Below are 16,216 nucleotides of genomic sequence, written 5' to 3'. Positions count from 1 at the left end.
TCGATCCTTAGAATTGGAGGCCCGGCGAGACGCTCGCGGGCATTTGCAGTTGCGCGCTTTCGACGGAAGCCATCGGAAACGCGCAGTAATCGGCGGCGTAATACGCGCTCGGCCGATGGTTGCCGGAGCGGCCCGGACCGCCGAACGGCGCACCCGACGACGCCCCATTGGTCGGCCGGTTCCAGTTGACGATACCAGCGCGGATGGTGCGCTGAAAATGCGCCCACAGCGCTTCGTCGTCGGCGAGCAGGCCGGCGGAGAGACCGAACTCGGTGTCGTTGGCTTTCTCCAGCGCTTCGTCGAAGCTGCCGTAACGGATGATTTGCGCGAGCGGGCCGAAGTGCTCTTCGTCCGGCAGACGCTTGACGTTGGTCACGTCGAGAATCGCGGGCGTGACGAAGCCGAGGTTCGGATCGCGCTGCGCCATCTTAAGCAGGGCGTGCGCGCCTTCCGCGAGCAAACGTTCCTGCGCGACGACGAGTCGCGAAGCCGCGCGCGCCGAAATCACCGCGCCCATGAACGGCTGCGGATCGGCGTTGTATTCGCCCACGGTAATGCGCGCGGTGACTTCCGTGAGACGCGCGAGGAAGCGGTCACCGAACGCGTCGTTCGGCACGAAAATCCGCCGTGCGCAGGTGCAGCGCTGCCCCGCCGACAGAAACGCCGACTGGATCGTGTGATGCACGGCGGCGTCGACATCGGCCACCGGTCCGATCACGAGCGGATTGTTGCCGCCCATCTCCAGCGCCAGCACGATCTCCGGACGGCCGCCGAACTGCTTGTGCAGCAACGTGCCGGTATCCGAACTGCCGGTAAAGAAGAGACCGTCGATCTGCCGATGATTCGCCAGCGCAATACCCGTATCTTTCTCGCCTTGCACGAGGTTCAGCACACCCGCCGGCAAACCTGCGTCGCGCCAGATCCGCACGGTCAGCGCAGCAACGGCCGGCGCCAACTCGGACGGTTTGAACACGACCGCATTACCCGCGATCAACGCCGGCACGATATGTCCGTTCGGCAAATGACCGGGGAAGTTATACGGCCCGAACACCGCCACCACGCCATGCGGCCGGTGCCGCAACACGGCGGTGCCGTCGGCCATGGCCGAACGCTTTTCGCCGGTGCGTTCGTGATAGGCCTGAATCGAAATCTCGACCTTGGCGGCCATCGACGCCGCTTCGGTTCGCGCCTCCCACAACGGCTTGCCCGTCTCGCGGCCAATCGCTTCGGCCAGCGCTTCCTTGCGTTCGGTCACGAGTGCAGCGAAGCGGCGCACCACGCCGCAACGTTCGTCGAGGCTCGACGCCGACCACGCGGCGAAGGCGCGGCGCGCGCCGCGCACGGCGCGATCGACGTCGTCCGCCGACGCGCCATGGCCTTCCCACACCGTCGCGCCCGTACCGGGGTTACGCGACGCGAAAACGGGTCCTGTGCCGGCGGCCCATTCGCCGTCGATGAAAAGCTCGCTCATGATCATCCTTGTTTGTGTTTCTGCGGCAGCACGCGCACGAGGTCGCCTGCCTTGACGTCGAGCGCCGCGGCTTCGGCGGCGCTCAGGCGGAACACGCCGTCCTGCGGCACGCCCGCCACCACGCCGACGCGAAAATCGCCGAGCGACGTGTTCGATACCATCGACTTCGGTCCATCCGGCGGCGCACCTGCCGCCGCGCCGGTGATCTCAACCGGCACCAGCACGCTCTCGCGCACCGTGCGCAAGTCGGCGATATGGCATTCGAGCACCGGACCGGCATCGAAAATATCGACGTGATTCTCGTAACGCAGCCCTTCCGTTTCGAGCATGCGACGCGCCGGAATCGTGTCGTTGTGCGTGAGGCCGACGCAGTCCTGCGCCTCCTGCGGCAACAAATCGACATACACCGGATAGCGCGGCATCAGCTCCGCGAGAAACGCCTTGCGGCCATGCGAACTCAGATAGTCCGCCGCGTTGAAATCGATCTGATAGAAATGCGAGCCGACCGCGCGCCAGAACGGCGAGGTGCCTTCGGCATCGAAATGCCCGCGCAATTCCGCGCATAGACGCTGCGGAAATCGCTCGCGGAACTGCGCGAGAAACATGAAGCGCGAGCGCGACAGCAAGCCGCCCACGCCGCTCGTGCGATAACGCGGGCTCAGGAACAGCGAGCAGACTTCGGCGTAACCTGTCAGGTCGTGCGAGATGTTCAGCGCGCGCATCCGCGTCCAGATGCCGAGATCCTGGCTCGCGTGCACCACCGTGCTCACGCGATAGTTGTAGAACGGCTGTTGCAGACCGACCGCCGTTTCGATCCCGCACACGCCGGCCACGTCGCCGGTGTCGGTATCTTCCATCACGAAGAAGTAGCCGGCTTCATGCGGTTCGGCCTGGTCTTCCATCGTGCGGCGCGCGCGCTCCACCCGCGCCGCCAGCGCATCGCGATCCGGCTTGAAGGTCGTGAGACCCGGGCCGGTTTCCTGCGCGAGCCGCATCAGCGCGTCCACATCGCCTCGTTGCACAACGCGAACGACGATCATTGTGCGTCTCCCATCTGTTCATCCTGATGCGGCGCGTGCAGCGGCACGCAGCGCACCGCGTCGCCCTCCGTGACACCGAGCGCGACGCGCGTCGCGTGCGGCAATGCGGCGGCACGGGTCTTGTCCCCTGCATTCCCCGTTGCGTTGTCCGCCGCCAGCTCACCGAGCACGCAGCGGAACTCGCCATCGGCGCCGTTATGGGCGATCAGATACGTCGACCCGCTCGCCGTGGCGGCCGCGTCACGCACCACGCGCGTTTCGCTGCGCGTGACGCAGACGCTGCGATCCACCTGCGCGGTCAGCACCGGACCCGCGTCGAAAATATCGATGTAGCGGTCGGTCTCGAAGCCTTCTTCCTGGTGAATCTCATACGCGAGCAACGCCTTCGAATCCGGCTCGCCGAGCACGCGTTGCGCCGCTTCCGGCAGCAACGGCACATACACCGGATAGGTGGGCATCACTTCGGCAATAAACGTGCGGCTGCGGCCGCCCGATTCGATTTCGATGTCCGCGAAATCGCGACCGAAGAACTTGCGCCCCACCGCTTCCCAGAACGGCGACACACCGTGCTCGTCGGTGACGCCCAGCAGCAGCGAGAACACCTCGGACGTGAAGCGCTTGCGATTCGCGGCGATGTACATCATCCGCGCGCGCGACATCAGATGCGCGGCGGCGTCGCCCCGCAGCGACGGATCGATGTAGTACCCGGCGAGCCGGCTTTTGCCGGTCAGTTCATGCGACATGGTCAGCGCGTGAATCTTGCGATTCACGTGCAGTTCGCGCGACGCATGAATCAGCGCGTCGTTGCGAAACGCGTAGAACGGGTCCGAATAACCGGCCGCGGCGACGATGCTCGCCGTGCCCATCAGCTTGCCGCTTTGCCCGTCTTCGAGCACGAACAGATAGAACTCCTCGCCCGGAAAATCGACGTCCGCGCGAAACGAGTCTTCCGACAACGCAATGCGCGCTTCGAGCGCGCCCCGGTCGTGCGGTAGCGAATGCAGCACCGGTTGCGCGGTGCGCGCCATCTGTTCGAGCGCGTCGAGGTCGGCGAGGCGGCTGGGGCGTACGAAGAGCATCATCGTTCCTGTTGAATGTGACGCATGATTCCGTGCTTGTGGCGCGTCATCGGTCTTGCGCGAAAATTCACTTCGACGCGGCCTCGGCCTTGGCGCCGACGATCTCTTCGATCGCCTTCGCCAGACGCGCGAAGCCTTCGTTCATGTCGTCGAGCGGCATGACCAGCGACGGCACGAAACGCAGCACGTCCGGCCCCGCCATCAGCATGATCACGCCATGCTGACCCGCCGCAGTGACGAAATCTTTCGCGCGGCCCTTGAAGGCGTCGGTCAGTTCGGCGCCGATCAGCAGGCCCTTACCGCGCACTTCCTTGAAGAGACCAAAGCGCTCGTTGAGCTTGGCGAGGTGGCCTTTCAGCGCGTCGCTGCGCGTACGCACGCCTTCCAGCAGCGTCGGGTCGCTGATCAACTCGACGACCTTCTCCGCGATGGCCGCGCCCAGCGGATTGCCGCCGTACGTCGTGCCATGCACGCCGACCTTGAAATGCGCGGCCAGTTCGTTCGTGGTCAGCATCGCACCGATCGGGAAACCGTTGCCGAGCGCCTTCGCGGTGGTCAGGATGTCCGGCGTCACGCCGGTTTCCTCGTATGCGTAGAAGTAGCCGCTGCGGCCCACACCCGTTTGTACCTCATCAAAAATCAGCAGTGCGCCGTGCGCGTCGCACGCTTCGCGCAGCGCTTTCAGGAACGCGGGATCCGCCGGAATCACGCCGCCTTCGCCCTGAATCGGCTCGACGATCACCGCGCAGGTTTTCGCGCCGATGGCTTTCTTTGCCGCTTCGATATCGTTGTACGGCAAATGGACGATGCCCTGCGGCACCGGGCCGAAACCTTCCGAATACTTCGGCTGACCGCCCACGCTCACGGTGAAGAAGGTGCGGCCGTGGAACGACTGCGTAAACGAGATGATCTCGACCTTGTCGGCGCCGTGACGCTCGAACGCGACGCGGCGCGCCAACTTCAGCGCGGCTTCGTTCGCCTCGGCGCCCGAGTTGGCGAAGAAGGCGCGGTCGGCGAACGTCAGGTCTTCGAGCCGTTTCGCGAGACGCAGCACCGGTTCGTTGGTGTAGCCGTTGCCGATGTGCCACAGCTTGCCGCCCTGCTCGTGCAGCACCTTCAGCAGTTCGGGATGCGCATGACCGAGCGCGGTGACGGCAATGCCGCCGGCGAAGTCGATATAGTCGCGGCCTTGCGTATCCCAGACGCGTGAGCCGAGACCGCGATCCGGCACGAAGGCGGCGGGCGAAAACACCGGCACCATCACTTCGTCGAAAGTCTGGCGTGTCACTGTCAGGTCGTTCATGGCAAATCCTCGTTACGGGTGAGAGGTAGTACAGGTAGTGTAGGAAATCGTCAGCGAACCGTCTTGCGCATACGCGACGCTTTCTATGAGCTTCGGTGCGCGGCGCCAGGCTTTCAGTCCGCCTGATCCGGCCGTTCGATCAGCGCGCCCGGCCGCGGCTCGCTCGCTGCGGCGCCGCTCGCGCCGGTCTGCCTGTCGATCCAGTTGCGACGATCCTCGCGCGGTGTGACATCGAAACGTTCGCGGTACGCATTCGAAAAGTGCGCCGCCGACGAAAACCCGCAGGCAAGGCTGATCTGCACCACCGATTTACTGGTGCGCTGCAACTGCGTGCGCGCTTTTGACAAGCGCAAGCCCAGATAGTATTTGGACGGCATCGAGCCGAGATACTGGCGAAACAGGCGCTCCAGCTGGCGCCGCGACACGCCCACCAGATTCGCGATGTCGTCAGTAGTCAGCGGGTCTTCGATATTCGCTTCCATCAACATCAGCGCGTCGTTCAGACGCGGATGCCGTTCGCCCGGCGCGGTCACGAACGGAATGCGTTGCCGCTCGTCGCCCGCGCGCAACACGCCGACGCCGAGCGTGTCGGCGATCCGCTCCGCCAGTTCCGGACCGTGCTCGCGGCCGATCATCGCCAGCATGAAGTCGACCGTGGCCTGGCCTCCCGCGCAGGTGGCGCGATCGCGGTCGATTTCGAAAATCTGCTGGGTGACGATGGAGCGTTCGAACTGCTCGGAGAACTGCTGGTAGGTTTCCCAGTTGACGCTCACGCGATAGCCGGACAACTGCCCCGCCATGGCGAGCCACCACACGCCGTGATGGATGCCGGTGACGAGCGGCGTGCGTTGTCCGACGCGCGACAGACTCGCGAGAAACAGACGGTAGTCGGCGAACTGCTGAAACCGCTCGCTGACGATAATCAGCCAGTCGCACGACACCGCGTCGCCGAACGCGGTATCGGCGGGCCACTGCGCGCCGCCCGCCAGCGGCACCGCGCGACCGTCCCACGAACACACCTGCACGCGGTACAACGCGCGGCCGTCGATCTCGTTGGCGAGATTGAGCGCGTCGACGATCGGCCCGACGCCCGACATCGACACGGGCGGCAAGGCGACAATGACGACCTGGGTGGTGCGGGCCGGGCTGGACGTGCGAGCCATCAACTGAAGCGGCGCGAGCCGCGCGTTACTTCAGACTGCCGGACAGGAACTGCTTGAGCCGTTCGCTGCGCGGCGTGGTCAGCACCTCGGCGGGCAAGCCTTCTTCTTCGGTGCGGCCCTGATGCAGGAACATCACATGGTTCGACACGTTGCGCGCAAAACCCATTTCGTGCGTGACGACGATCATCGTGCGGCCTTCTTCGGCGAGCTTCTGCATGACCTTCAGCACTTCGCCGACCAGTTCGGGATCGAGTGCCGAGGTCGGCTCGTCGAACAGCATCACGTCCGGGTTCATGGCAAGCGCCCGGGCAATCGCCACGCGCTGCTGCTGACCGCCCGACAGATGCGACGGATACTGCTTCTCCAGACGCGGCGCGAGACCGACCTTTTCGAGGTATTCGCGCGCCCGCTCCTCGGCTTCGCGACGCGACATGCCGAGCACGTGAATCGGCGCTTCGACGATGTTCTCGATCACGTTCATGTGCGCCCACAAGTTGAAGTGCTGAAACACCATCGCGAGTTTCGTGCGGATGCGTTGCAGCTGCTTGTGATCGGCCACTTCGAGATTGCCGGCGCGGTCGGCTTTGGTCTTGACCGTTTCGCCGTCGACGACGATCTGCCCCGCGTTCGGCCGTTCGAGAAAGTTAATGCAGCGCAGGAAGGTGCTCTTGCCCGACCCGCTCGCGCCGATAATGCTGATCACGTCGCCCTTGTTCGCGTTCAACGAGACGCCCTTGAGCACCTCGTTGTCGCCGTAGCGCTTGTGGATGTCCTGTACGGCGAGCTTGCAAGCTTCGGTTTGAGTCGTGTGGAGCAAGATGCTCTCCCTTTGAAAATACGGATCAGTCTTCGACGGCGCCGGTCAAGCGCGCCGCGCGATGCCCATGTTGCACGATCGGATCAGGTCAGTGCGTGCGCACCGCGAGATAACCCAGCCAGTGACGCTCGGCGCGGCGGAACAGGGCCACCAGCGCGAACGACACCACGAGGTAAATCAGCGCCGCGAGGCCGAACGAGTCGAACGAGCGATACGTGGCCGAATTCGCGTCGCGCGCCACCTTCAGAATGTCCGGCACCGTGGCCGTGAAGGCGACCGTGGTGGCGTGCAGCATCAGGATCACTTCGTTACTGTACAACGGCAGTGCCCGGCGCAGCGCGGACGGTATCACAATGCGCCGGTACATCGTGAACCAGCTCATGCCGTAGGCGCGCGCCGCTTCCACTTCGCCATGCGAGGTCGAACGGATCGCGCCGGCGAAAATCTCGGTGGTGTACGCGCAGGTGTTCAACGCGAAGGCCAGAATCGCGCAGTTGAAACCGCTGCGGAAAAACGCGTCCAGCAACTCATGCGAACGCACGAATTCGAGGCTGTACATGCCGGTATAGATCAACAACAGTTGCACGTACAACGGTGTGCCGCGAAACACGTAGGTGTAGAGACGCACCGGCGTCGACAGCCAGCGCTTCTTCGACACGCGCGCCACCGCCAGCGGGATCGCCCCGACAAAGCCGATCCCGACCGACGCCACCAGCAGCCACAACGTCACCGCGAGGCCCGACAGACGCTGGCCGTCCCAGTACAGAAATGCGCGCCAGAATTGATTGAGAATGTCGATCATGGTCTTAGAGCTCCGCGTGGCGCACGCCGGTCGAATAGCGCTTTTCCAGCCAGATCAGCACGAGATTCGACGCGGTGGTGATCGCCAGATAGATGGCCGCGGCGATCAGGATGAAGAAGAACATGTTGAAGGTGCTTTTGCCGGCGTCCTGTGCGGCTTTGACCACGTCGGCGAGACCGATGATCGACACCAGCGCCGTCGCCTTGACCAGCACCTGCCAGTTATTGCCGATGCCCGGCAGCGCGAAACGCATCATCTGCGGAAACAGGATGCGGGTGAACACGCGCGCGCCGCTCATGCCGTACGCACTACCCGCTTCGAGCTGGCCGCGCGGCACCGCGAGAAACGCGCCACGAAACGTCTCGGTGAAGTACGCGCCGTAGATGAAGCCGAGCGTCAGCACGCCGGCCACGAACGGATCGATATCGAACTGCGGCAGATTCAACGCATCGGTCAGGTTGTTGACCGCGATCTGGATGCTGTAGAACAGCAGCAGCATCAGCACGAGGTCGGGCACCGAGCGGATCAGCGTCGTATAGCCGGTCGCGACGGCCCGCAGCGGGCGATTGAAGGAGAGTTTCGCCGCCGCGCCCGCCAGGCCGAGCAGCACGGCGGCCATCAGCGACAGGACGGACAGCTCGATCGTCTGGATCGTGCCGGCCAGCAACACCGGACCAAAGCCGTATAGGAACACGCGTGTCTCCATCCAGGTTGTTTGAGGATGCGCTGGACGGCGGCGGCAGCGCGGTCCAGCCGCTTGTCCGACGCGTTCAGCATGGCGCGGAGTCTCCCAAGCGAAAATTAATTGCTCAAATGGTGGAGGGCTATCGTGTTGCGACGCAACATTGCGCCGTTTGCCGGGCGGGAACGCTGGCAGCGCTTGGTTTTGCAGGGGATATGTTGTTGTAAGGCGCGGCGCGGGCGGTAGGCGCCGCCGCGATTTAGCAAGTTTCGGGTCGCTTTTTCGATAGACGCGGCGCGGCCGATGCGGGTGGAATTGGGTGGCCCGGCGCGGCTGGGCGCACCAGAAGGCGCCCGAGCGCACCTGAGCGCGTCAGTCCATCCCCAACCGCGAGCGGATGGCCGGCAGCATGTGTTCGACCGCCGCCCGCCCTTCTTCGATTGCCGGCCCCGCACGGTGGAAATCGAAGATCCCCATGCCGCCCAGCCGCGGCTGGATCAGGATATCCGCCGGCTCACCGGCCAGCCGGCTGCGCGTGATGCGCACCTGCATGATGTCGATGCTTTGCGCGATCGAACTCAGCATGGACGGCACGCGCGCGCTCGGTGCGGGCGGCACGCGCACGTCGCGAGTGACGGGCGTGTCGGCCGGCGCGAGCCACCGCGGCCACGGCTTGCCGTTGCGGCGCAGCGCGACCGGCGGTGGCGCGTCCGGATCGATGGCGGGCGTGTCGACCACCGCGCCGCCGAAGTCGCGGCCATTCAGAATGTCGTTGTTCAGGTCCACCGCGATCACGCAGTCCGCGCGCATGCCGCGCGCCACCGACACCGGCACCGGATTGCTGAGGCCGCCATCCACCAGCCACACGCCGTTGTGAAAGACCGGCGTGAAAATGCCCGGAATCGCAATCGACGCGCGCACCGCGTCGGACACGCTGCCGTCCTGCAACCAGGTCTCGCGGCCGCTATCCAGTTCGGTGGCGACCGCCGCGAACGGCATGTTCAGTTGCGCGATCGAGCAGCCGTTGAATTTGTCCGCGAAGAGCTTGATCACTTTGCGGCCGCCGAGCAGGCCGCCCGAGAAACGCAGATCGAGCAGGCGCACCACGGTCTGCCAGGTGAGCCGCGAGACCCACTCCTCGAGCCAGTCGAGGTCGCCGTTCGCGTAGACCGCCCCGACCAGCGCGCCGATCGACGTGCCGCACACCACGTCCGGCTTGATGCCTGCGTCGTGCAGCGCTCGAATCGCGCCGATATGCGCCCAGCCGCGCGCGGCGCCGCCCCCCAACACCAGCCCGATTCGGCTGTATCGACGTCGACGTATCATTTTTTGCCCCGTCTGTTGTCGTCTAGCGCCCGCGAATCACGTCCGAGCGCGATGTCGTATAAACCTTGTGAAACTCGTCGAAATGCACGTTGAAAATACCTTCTTCGGTCACGCCCCGCTCTCGCCACTTCCAGCTCCACACCGTCTCCGGCTTGAGCGGGAAGACCGCCACCTGGCCCGGTTTGCCGAGCAGACGGCGCACTTCGTCCTCGCTCATGCCGACGTGAATCCTCGCGAAATTGGCGGCGGTCAGCACCTGGGTAATGGCCTGCAATTTACCGTCGCGATCGATATCGACCATATACGTGTTCAAGCCTTCCGGGCCACGCGGATATTCGAAGCGCTTCGAACCGTCGGTAAAAGTGCGCTCCGTTTCCGGCTTGCCCATCTGATCGCGGATCTGCGCTTCGGTCGTGACGCCCGGCGTCATGTCCTTCAGTAGCAGCGCGTCCGGTTTGACGGCGTTGAAGAAGGCCTTGAGTTTTTGCACGGCTTGGTCGCTCTGTTGTTGGTCGCAGCCGGTCAACGCGACGCACGCGGCCAGCATGACGGCAATTAGCGGTTTGAGGCTCACAGCGAATTTCCTGTAGCGATGCGGCGGCGTAACGGTCCGCATCGCGGTGGGTGTGTTGTGTAGGGTGTACTACAGGATAACCGCGTGCGGAGAAAACCGCGAGCGAGGTACATGGTGGGATGGGTGGAGGGTGTTTGCGCGCGACACCGGCAGCACGCAAAAAAGGCGACGCTGTGCAAAGCGTCGCCGACGGTCGATACGGTCAACCGGGAAAATCGAAGCGGATAGCCGAACGACGCTCAATCCGCCGGAATCGAAGCGCCCTCGCCGCAACACGACGCACCAGGGACGACACGCAGCGGTCCGCTCCGAACGTGACGGCGAGCGACCTTGGCCTCTCGCCTTGCGCCAGCGCCGGGGTGACGGACCGCTGCTTGTATGGCCGCCCTGGTCCCTCGATAAGCCTTCCAAGTGCAGTTAATCTAAATGGATCGGCGGATTTAGACGAGAGCGCGTTTACACCGAATTGGCAGAGGATTCGCAAGCGGCGGCGGCCGCGCGGTCAGGCCGTCAGGCCCGCACTCAAGGCAAAGGAAAACTGCGGTCGAAACTCGCGCGGACATTCACGTGCGCGCGGATCACGTTGGCGGCTTCGTAGGTATCGGCCGTGCGCTGCTGCGCGGCGACGACGCTGTCGTCGATCGCGACCGGATGCACCTGGCCGCGCTGATAGACGGTTTTCAGCACGTCGGTCGGCAAGCCGGTGACGCGCGACTGCATCGCCGCGACTTCGTCGGGATGCGAGAGCGCCCAGCGTTGGCCGATCGCCACACGACGCAGGAAGTCCGCGAGTTGCACGCGCTTGTCGGCGATCGCGCGTTCCGTCGCGACCTGGTAGCTGAGTCCTTCGGACAGGCCCACGCCGTTCGCGATCAGGCGGTCGTGATCGCGCGCTTCGGCGAGCGCGGTGTACGGATCCCACACCGACCAGGCGTCGACGCTGCCCGACGCGAGCGCCGCTTTCGCATCGGCGGGCGCGAGGAAAACGAAGTTGACGTCGCCCGGCGCAATGCCCGCTTTCTTGAGCGCGGCGAGCGCCAGATAGTGGCCGATCGAGCCGCGCGTCGTCGCAATCCGCTTGCCCTTCAAACTCGCCGTATCGTGCAACGGCGAATGCTCGCTCACGACAATCGCCAGATCCTGCGGATTCGAACGGGTCGCCGCGACCGCTCGCACGCGCGCGCCCGCCGCGAGTGCGAACACCAGCGGTGCGTCGCCGAGACCGCCTACGTCGACGGCGCCCGCATTCAGCGCTTCACCGAGCGGTTGCGCCGCCGGAAAATTGAACCATTCGATTTTGTACGGCAGGTCGTGCAGTTGCCCGGACGCTTCGAGAATGCCGCGCGTTTGCAAAGCCTGATCGCCGACCTTGAGCACCGGTAGATCGGCCGTGTGCGCAGGCAGCGCGCACAGCATGGCCGACAGTGCGAGCGGGGCGAGAGAACCACGGAAAGTCGTCATGGATGCCTATACGTCGAGGTTTTATCGCTATTGCCGTCGACGATAAAGCGCCCTTCGGTATAAGACAAACGCATTATTCTGCTAAGCAAATATGCGAATTTTATTCGGCATCGAAGCGACGATGCGAGACACCACAGGTATCATCGACGCCACCGATCCAGCGCGTTTTCAAGCGCCATCACTCTCGCTCAACCCATCATGAAGATCGACGAAATCGACGCCTACGTCACCGTGATTCGCTGTCAATCGCTGCAACAGGCGGCGCTCGCGCTCGGTCTTACGCAACCGGCCATCACGCGCCGTCTGCAGAATTTCGAAGAAGCCCTCGGCGTCGCACTGCTTGATCGCAACACGCGCCCCTTGAAAGCGACCGCCGCGGGCCGCGTGGTCTACGAACAATGCCGCGTGATCCAGCGCGAACTCGACGTGCTGCGCGAGATCGTCGCCAGCGACACGCCGCCGGTCGGCACACTGCGTCTGGGCGTCGCGCAGACCATCGCGGATATCGCGCTGAGCGAGGCGATGCGCGGTTTGAAAACGGCTTACCCCGATCTGCAGGCACGCGCGTCGACCGGCTGGGGCAGCCAGTTGCTGCAACGCTTGGAACAAGGCGAGCTCGACGCCGCCGCGATCCTGTTGCCGGCCAACAAGACCTTCGACGACACGCTGGCTGCGCGCTCGCTCGGCCGCGTCAAACTGGCAGTGGTCGCGCAAAAAGGTCGGCTGAAGAAGCGCGCGCATACGCTGGCGGCATGCCAGTCGATCGGTTGGGTCTTGAATCCGGATGGCTGCGGTTTCCGCGACGGCCTGCAACGCACACTGACGGGTTTGGGGCTGGCGTTGAAGCTGAATCTGGAAACGCTCGGCACCGAGTTGCAATTGCAACTGGTCGCGGATGGCAATGGGCTCGGTCTTGTCCCGTTGCCGCTGCTTCAAGCCAGTGCTTACGCGGACGCTCTCGATGTCGTACCGATCAGCGACTTCAAGCCGCTGATCGATATCTGGCTCGTGCATCCTCGCGTGCTCGGCAAATTGCAGCAGCCGGTCGAGCGCTTCGGCGCGGCGATTGAACGGCAGTTCAAGGACGCCCGGGGGCAACGCGCGGCCTGACGCCGCGCGTCCTGTGCTCAGGCCTGATCGCGCGAAACCAGCCCGCCGCCCACCGCTCAAATCACCCGGAACCCATGCGTCCCATCGCGCGCCAGTTGCGCGACCAGACCGTACTCCCACTCCAGATACGCATTCATCGCTTCCCGGGCGTTATCGGTGCCTTCGTACGGACGCCGGTAGCGATCGATGCGCGGCGACGCCAGCCGCGTCTCCCCGCTTTCCAGCGGCAGGCCCGCGTCGATCCACGCCGCCGTCCCGCCGCTCAGCACCTGCACCGGCTTGTCCGTCGACGCCGCCAGCTCGGGCGCGACAAAACGCGCAAGCGCGCTACTGCCGCACGTCACCACATATCGCTGCGCAGCCGGCAATTTGTGCAACGCGTCCGCGAGTTGCGAGCGGATCACGAACCACGCGCCAGGAATGTGCCGCTTCACGTAGTTCGCGCTGGTCGTGAAATCCAGCACGACCGTGCCCGGCGTTTGCAGCAGCGTGACCAGGCCGGCCGGCGTGATTTCATCGGCATCCGGCGGCGTCGGCGCATCGCGTGCCGCCGGCGCCGCGCCTTTTTCGCCGAGATCCGCGGCCGTCAGGCCGTCCACCACGTACACCTCGACGTTCATCTGCGCGAGCCAGGACGCCGTCATATTCGCGCGCACGCCGTCGTTGTCCGCGAGAATCACGCGCGCGCCGCGCACCGGCGCGAACATGTCGGTTTCCTGCACCAGTTGGCCGCCCGGCGCGCTACGAAAACCGGGCACGTGGCCCGCTTCGTATTCTTCCGGCGTACGCACGTCGAAGCGATACACCGTGCGCACCGCTTCGCCGGCCCAGCGGCGCGCTTCGTCGCGCGACGTGCGGCCCACTTTCGCGCGATCCGCGACCGTGCGCGCGGCATCGGCGGCGGCGAGGCGCAGTTTGTCGTCGGCAATCGGTTCGAAACGGCGCGCGCTGCCGTGCGCCAGCGCCTGGCCCGCGAGCGTCCAGCCGATCGTGCCGTTGCGCAGCGCCGCGACCGGATTCGGCACGCCCGCGTTGATCAGCGACTGCGCACCGATGATGCTGCGGGTACGCCCCGCGCAATTGACGATGATCCGCGTCGCCGGATTGGGGGCGAGCTGGCGCGCGCGCAGCACCAGTTCCGCGCCCGGCACGCTGATGCTGCCGGGAATGTTCATGGTCTGGTATTCGTCGAAGCGGCGCGCGTCGAGCACGACCACGTCGGTTTCGTGATCGAGCAGCGCCTGCACCTGCGGCGCCCCCAGCGACGGCGTATGCCGCTCGCTCTCCACCAGTTCGCCGAACGCCTTGCTCGGTACGTTGACGTCCTGGAACAGTTCGCCGCCGGCGGCGCGCCAGCCTTGCAGGCCGCCTTCGAGTAAGGCGACGTCGGTGTAGCCCAGTTCGGTGAGACGCAGCGCCGCGCGTTCCGCGAGTCCTTCGCCCGAATCGAACACGACGATCGGCACCGCGCGACGCGGCAGGCGCACCGGCGCATCGAGTTCGAGTCGCGACAACGGCAAATTAGCGGCAAACAACGGATGACTGCGCGCATGCGGATCTTCCTCGCGCACGTCGACGAGCGCGATTTCCTCGCGATCGATCAGTGTGCGGCGCACGTCGTCGAATGATCGGGTACGGAAATGGGTAACGACACTCATGAGATCGAAGACTCCTTCGAGACATTCCAGATATTCGGTAACACGTCGTTCGAGTAGCCGGAAATAAACGCTTTGCGGCCGCCGCCGGCCGGATAGACCGAACGGCTCACCGCGCCGATATTTGCACCGTACACGTGAATGCTGATCGACGTACGGTCACCAAAAGCATTGCTCACGCGATGGATGTCGCCGATGTCCGGCGAGACCGCATCCACGTCCCCGCGATCGAGGCGTTTGGCCGCGCCCTGTTCCTGTAGCGCGCCATCCGGCGTGATGCGATAAGCCTGTGCAATTTCCGCGCCACGCAGCACGCCGATCAACCCCCAGACGGTGTGATCGTGAACCGGCGTCGCCTGCCCCGGTCCCCACACAAAACTGACGATTGAAAAACGCTGCCGCGCGTCCGCGTGCAACAAAAACTGCTGATAGCGCTCGGGATCGGGCTGCGCGAATGCGTCGGGCAACCAGTCGTCATGGGCGAGCAGTTCACGCAATGCGGCGCCGCCGGCATCGAGTAGATGCGCTTCGGACGCCGCCGCGTCGACCAGCGACGCGATTTGGCCGACGAACGCGCGCAGGCGGTCCGGCCTCAGGGCTTGGGTCATCGAATGATCCGAGGATAGGTGTCGGGAAGCCGCTCACGCACCGTGAGCGAGCGCGGCGTTGAAGGTGTCGGTCCACAGCGGTGCGACGTCCACATGGCGGTCGATCACCCCGGCCTGCGCGAACGTGTCCGCCACCTGCTGTTCGCTGGCGATATCCGCCGCCGTGATGCCGGCGACGCGGCGCGGCTGACTCTGGTTGCGATACAGCGACACGATCGCTTCTTCCGGCACGCGCAGTTCGGCGGACAGCACTTTCGCGTACGTGTCCTGATGCTGGCTCAACCATGTGCAGGCACGCTGCAGCCGCACCAGCAAGTCCGCCGACGCGGCGCGCCGCAATGGCTCGGTGAGCGTCGTGGGATGCCCGTAGTACAGGTAATTGCCCGACAGGTAGCCGTTCGCGTTCTTCAGCACGCGTGCGCCCGAGCGCGAGATCGCGAGCGGTACGTTGTAGCCGTAAATCGCCCAGGCGTCGAGCGAACCGGCGTTGAAGGCCGCAAAGCCATCGCGCGGCGCGAGCGAGGTTGCCTGAATGTCGTTGAACGACAGGCCGGCTTCCTCGAGCATCCGCAGCAGGTAGTAATGGGTGGTGGTCGCGCGCAGATAGCCGACGCGCTTGCCCTTCAGATCGGCGATCGAGCGGATCGGCGAGCCTTTCGGCACCAGCACGACCTGGTTGTTGACGTCGTCCTTGTAGACGGCGATCACGCGGACCTGAGCATTCTGCAGACGCGCGAAGATCGGCGGGATTTCGCTGCCCGAGGCGATGTCGAGCGAGCCGCCGTTCATCGCTTCGACCATCGCGTTGCCGGACTGAAATTCGGCCCAGTCGATCGTGTAAGGCGTATCGGCGAAGCCGGCGGTTTTCAGCAAGGTGGCGTCGCCGCCTTTGTAGGTCGCGACACGCAGACGCACCTTGCTTAAGTCGAGGTACTGCGTGGTGCTGGCGGTGGTGCTCCGGGTTGTTGCAGGCGTCGCGCCCGAGGCGGCGGACGAGATCAGGCCGCCGCTCGCGCCGAGCCACGTGACGGCCGGCAACGCGGCCACCAGTCGGCGACGCCGGGGCGAAGCCGGCGTATCGAAACGCTGAATCATTGGAGGGGTGTTCCGTGGGGTTGAGTTCGG

General features: G+C 64.9%; 15 protein-coding genes. 1 reads left to right on the top strand and 14 read right to left on the bottom strand.

All coding sequences use genetic code 11. The features are described 5' to 3' along the window. Window positions 1-7 precede the first annotated feature (7 nt). The 11 genes from astD to B0G83_RS23720 form a co-directional block, all read right to left on the bottom strand. Window positions 8-1,471, bottom strand: a complete 1,464-nt coding sequence (gene astD / locus B0G83_RS23770) for a succinylglutamate-semialdehyde dehydrogenase (RefSeq protein WP_105509993.1) — start codon at window positions 1,469-1,471, stop codon at window positions 8-10. A 2-nt stretch (window positions 1,472-1,473) separates the two neighbouring features. Further along, window positions 1,474-2,511: an arginine N-succinyltransferase gene (gene astA / locus B0G83_RS23765; RefSeq protein WP_105509853.1), complete on the bottom strand. Its 1,038-nt coding sequence runs from the start codon at window positions 2,509-2,511 to the stop codon at window positions 1,474-1,476. Then, complete coding sequence (aruF, locus tag B0G83_RS23760) at window positions 2,508-3,590, bottom strand: arginine/ornithine succinyltransferase subunit alpha (protein WP_105509994.1); 1,083 nt, start codon at window positions 3,588-3,590, stop codon at window positions 2,508-2,510. The genes astA and aruF overlap by 4 nt, the downstream gene beginning before the upstream one ends. A 67-nt stretch (window positions 3,591-3,657) precedes the next feature. Continuing rightward, window positions 3,658-4,893: an aspartate aminotransferase family protein gene (locus tag B0G83_RS23755; RefSeq protein WP_105509852.1), complete on the bottom strand. Its 1,236-nt coding sequence runs from the start codon at window positions 4,891-4,893 to the stop codon at window positions 3,658-3,660. A 113-nt stretch (window positions 4,894-5,006) separates the two neighbouring features. Further along, window positions 5,007-6,056 (bottom strand): GlxA family transcriptional regulator, encoded by a 1,050-nt coding sequence (locus B0G83_RS23750; protein WP_105509851.1) that lies wholly within the window; start codon window positions 6,054-6,056, stop codon window positions 5,007-5,009. A 25-nt stretch (window positions 6,057-6,081) separates the two neighbouring features. Then, a complete protein-coding gene (locus B0G83_RS23745; protein WP_105509850.1) occupies window positions 6,082-6,873 on the bottom strand; it encodes an ABC transporter ATP-binding protein in 792 nt (263 codons plus the stop codon). A gap of 88 nt (window positions 6,874-6,961) precedes the next feature. Further along, complete coding sequence (locus B0G83_RS23740) at window positions 6,962-7,675, bottom strand: ABC transporter permease (RefSeq protein WP_105509849.1); 714 nt, start codon at window positions 7,673-7,675, stop codon at window positions 6,962-6,964. A 4-nt stretch (window positions 7,676-7,679) separates the two neighbouring features. Then, complete coding sequence (locus B0G83_RS23735; protein WP_105509992.1) at window positions 7,680-8,369, bottom strand: ABC transporter permease; 690 nt, start codon at window positions 8,367-8,369, stop codon at window positions 7,680-7,682. 360 nt (window positions 8,370-8,729) lie between these two features. Then, complete coding sequence (locus tag B0G83_RS23730; protein ID WP_105509848.1) at window positions 8,730-9,683, bottom strand: patatin-like phospholipase family protein; 954 nt, start codon at window positions 9,681-9,683, stop codon at window positions 8,730-8,732. Window positions 9,684-9,705: 22 nt separating this feature from the next. After that, window positions 9,706-10,257: a hypothetical protein gene (locus B0G83_RS23725; protein ID WP_105509847.1), complete on the bottom strand. Its 552-nt coding sequence runs from the start codon at window positions 10,255-10,257 to the stop codon at window positions 9,706-9,708. Between the two features lie 522 nt (window positions 10,258-10,779). Beyond that, on the bottom strand, window positions 10,780-11,718 hold the full coding sequence (locus tag B0G83_RS23720; RefSeq protein WP_105509846.1) for an ABC transporter substrate-binding protein: 939 nt from the start codon (window positions 11,716-11,718) through the stop codon (window positions 10,780-10,782). A gap of 198 nt (window positions 11,719-11,916) precedes the next feature. Between B0G83_RS23720 and B0G83_RS23715 the strand changes: the two genes are divergently transcribed. After that, window positions 11,917-12,828, top strand: coding sequence for a LysR family transcriptional regulator (locus B0G83_RS23715; RefSeq protein WP_105509845.1), 912 nt, complete (start codon window positions 11,917-11,919; stop codon window positions 12,826-12,828). Between the two features lie 56 nt (window positions 12,829-12,884). Here the strand turns inward: B0G83_RS23715 and B0G83_RS23710 are convergent, their stop codons facing one another. Genes B0G83_RS23710 through B0G83_RS23700 form a run of 3 tightly spaced genes read right to left on the bottom strand, consistent with a single transcriptional unit; the run spans window position 12,885 to window position 16,186 of the window. After that, window positions 12,885-14,486, bottom strand: a complete 1,602-nt coding sequence (locus tag B0G83_RS23710) for a rhodanese-related sulfurtransferase (protein WP_105509844.1) — start codon at window positions 14,484-14,486, stop codon at window positions 12,885-12,887. Continuing rightward, window positions 14,483-15,091, bottom strand: a complete 609-nt coding sequence (locus B0G83_RS23705; protein ID WP_105509843.1) for a cysteine dioxygenase — start codon at window positions 15,089-15,091, stop codon at window positions 14,483-14,485. Before B0G83_RS23705 ends, B0G83_RS23710 begins: the two co-directional genes overlap by 4 nt. Window positions 15,092-15,124: 33 nt before the next feature. Further along, window positions 15,125-16,186 (bottom strand): ABC transporter substrate-binding protein, encoded by a 1,062-nt coding sequence (locus B0G83_RS23700; protein WP_105509842.1) that lies wholly within the window; start codon window positions 16,184-16,186, stop codon window positions 15,125-15,127. Window positions 16,187-16,216: the final 30 nt, after the last annotated feature.

The sequence above is a fragment of the Paraburkholderia sp. BL21I4N1 genome (assembly GCF_002973525.1).
Classification (GTDB): domain Bacteria; phylum Pseudomonadota; class Gammaproteobacteria; order Burkholderiales; family Burkholderiaceae; genus Paraburkholderia.
This window is presented reverse-complemented; position numbering and strand designations above follow the sequence as displayed.

What these genes read in the sequence shown, in the direction of transcription:
- astD (WP_105509993.1), bottom strand. Translation starts at nt 1,471, where the DNA reads ATGAGCGAGCTTTTCATCGACGGCGAATGGGCCGCCGGCACAGGACCC.
- astA (WP_105509853.1), bottom strand. Translation starts at nt 2,511, where the DNA reads ATGATCGTCGTTCGCGTTGTGCAACGAGGCGATGTGGACGCGCTGATG.
- aruF (WP_105509994.1), bottom strand. Translation starts at nt 3,590, where the DNA reads ATGCTCTTCGTACGCCCCAGCCGCCTCGCCGACCTCGACGCGCTCGAA.
- B0G83_RS23755 (WP_105509852.1), bottom strand. Translation starts at nt 4,893, where the DNA reads ATGAACGACCTGACAGTGACACGCCAGACTTTCGACGAAGTGATGGTG.
- B0G83_RS23750 (WP_105509851.1), bottom strand. Translation starts at nt 6,056, where the DNA reads ATGGCTCGCACGTCCAGCCCGGCCCGCACCACCCAGGTCGTCATTGTC.
- B0G83_RS23740 (WP_105509849.1), bottom strand. Translation starts at nt 7,675, where the DNA reads ATGATCGACATTCTCAATCAATTCTGGCGCGCATTTCTGTACTGGGAC.
- B0G83_RS23730 (WP_105509848.1), bottom strand. Translation starts at nt 9,683, where the DNA reads ATGATACGTCGACGTCGATACAGCCGAATCGGGCTGGTGTTGGGGGGC.
- B0G83_RS23720 (WP_105509846.1), bottom strand. Translation starts at nt 11,718, where the DNA reads ATGACGACTTTCCGTGGTTCTCTCGCCCCGCTCGCACTGTCGGCCATG.
- B0G83_RS23715 (WP_105509845.1), top strand. Translation starts at nt 11,917, where the DNA reads ATGAAGATCGACGAAATCGACGCCTACGTCACCGTGATTCGCTGTCAA.
- B0G83_RS23710 (WP_105509844.1), bottom strand. Translation starts at nt 14,486, where the DNA reads ATGAGTGTCGTTACCCATTTCCGTACCCGATCATTCGACGACGTGCGC.
- B0G83_RS23705 (WP_105509843.1), bottom strand. Translation starts at nt 15,091, where the DNA reads ATGACCCAAGCCCTGAGGCCGGACCGCCTGCGCGCGTTCGTCGGCCAA.
- B0G83_RS23700 (WP_105509842.1), bottom strand. Translation starts at nt 16,186, where the DNA reads ATGATTCAGCGTTTCGATACGCCGGCTTCGCCCCGGCGTCGCCGACTG.